Origin of the sequence: Streptomyces sp. NPDC005393 (assembly GCF_040606675.1) — a bacterium.
GTDB lineage: Bacteria > Actinomycetota > Actinomycetes > Streptomycetales > Streptomycetaceae > Streptomyces.
In genome coordinates, this window is record NZ_JBEXFG010000139.1 from 1 (window position 1) to 1,451 (window position 1,451).

The following is a 1,451-nucleotide window of genomic DNA, read 5'->3' on the forward strand; positions in this document are numbered from 1 at the left end:
CTCAGGTTCAAGGGGTCGTTGCAACACCGCTGCTCTGTAGCGAGAGTAGGTGATCGTTGAGGGCTTCCGCGGGAGTTCGCCAGCCGAGTGTCTTGCGTGGGCGGGAGTTGAGGGCAGAAGCGACGGCGTCGAGGTCGCCGCGCGTGTGCCGGGCCAGGTCGGTGCCCTTGGGAAAGTACTGCCGGAGCAGGCCGTTGGTGTTTTCGTTGGTGCCGCGCTGCCACGGGCTGTGGGGATCGGCGAAGTAGATCTCCAGGCCGGTATCGACGCGGAGTTGAGCGTGCTGGGCCATCTCCGCACCCTGGTCCCAGGTCAGCGACTTGCGGAGCTGTTCGGGCAAGGTCGTGATCGTCATGGCCACGGCGTCACGCACGGCCTCGGCTCCGTGCCCGGCCAGTGCGGGGCCGTTCTTGATGCGGGGCCCGCCGTGTCCGGGCATGGGCGGAAGATGCAGCAGCATCGTGAACCGGGTAGTGCGCTCGACCAAGGTGCCGATCGCGGAGCTGTTCAGGCCGATAATGAGGTCGCCTTCCCAGTGTCCGGGCACCGCCCGGTCCTCAACCTCGGCAGGCCGCTGACTGATCTTGACCTCCTCGGAGACGAACTTCTTGCCACGGCCGCGGGTGCGGGCCCGGGGAACGCGCAGGGCCCGGCCGGTGCGCAGACAGGCCACCAACTCGCGGCGCAGACCACCACGTCCCTGGATGTAGAGGGCCTGGTAGATCGCCTCGTGTGAGATGCGCATCGACTCATCATGGGGGAAGTCGACCAGTAGTCTGCGGGCGATCTGCTCCGGGCTCCAGGAAGTCGCCCAGCGCCGGTCCTGCCGACGGCCGTGCCGTCGCCCGATCCAGCGCGTCTGCGGACCCAGGATCTCGCTGCCGTCCGCCGCGCTGATCGCGCCGGCAAGCCGGTCCTGTACGTACTGCTGGAGCCGCTCGTTGTTGGCGAGCTTGGACGTCTTGGGCCGGCGGGCCTGCCGGTCGGCATGCCACTGCGCGACCGAGGCCCGGTAGTCCAGACGACCGCCGCGCGTCGCCGCATTGCGCCGTAGCTCCCGCGAGATCGTCGACGGCGAACGGCCGGTCCGGCGAGCGATCTCCCTGACCCCGCACTTCTTCGCCCGTAGCAGTGCGACCTCCTCGCGCTCGGCGAACGACAGGTAACGTCCCGACGGTGGATCGAGGCTGATCGGCGGCATGCCGCCACCCTCACGAAACCACCGCGGCCCCAACGGCTGCGACACGCCACACGCGACCGCCGCGTCCTCACTGGACAGCCCCTCAGCGATCTTCCGCCAGAAGCGCTGCTTCTCCGCACGCCGGTTGACCGGGGGACGTCCCGGCGACCGCAGCGGCGGACGACCGGCCTGAATCGCCGCACGCGCTCTTCCTTGCGCCACAACACGCTCCTCCACCATGGAGGTGTTGCGACGACCGATTGAATCCGCC

At 68.8% G+C, this 1,451-nt stretch carries 1 protein-coding gene; it reads right to left on the reverse strand.

From position 1 onward, the window contains the following. Positions 1 to 7: 7 nt before the first annotated feature. The gene (locus ABZS71_RS35620) at positions 8 to 1,420 is read right to left on the reverse strand and encodes an IS30 family transposase (protein ID WP_356217015.1); all 1,413 of its coding nucleotides are present in this window, start codon (positions 1,418 to 1,420) and stop codon (positions 8 to 10) included. Between the last annotated feature and the right edge of the window lie 31 nt (positions 1,421 to 1,451).

Excerpts from the sequence above, each read along its gene's own strand:
- ABZS71_RS35620 (WP_356217015.1), bottom strand. The coding sequence starts at position 1,420 with ATGGTGGAGGAGCGTGTTGTGGCGCAAGGAAGAGCGCGTGCGGCGATT.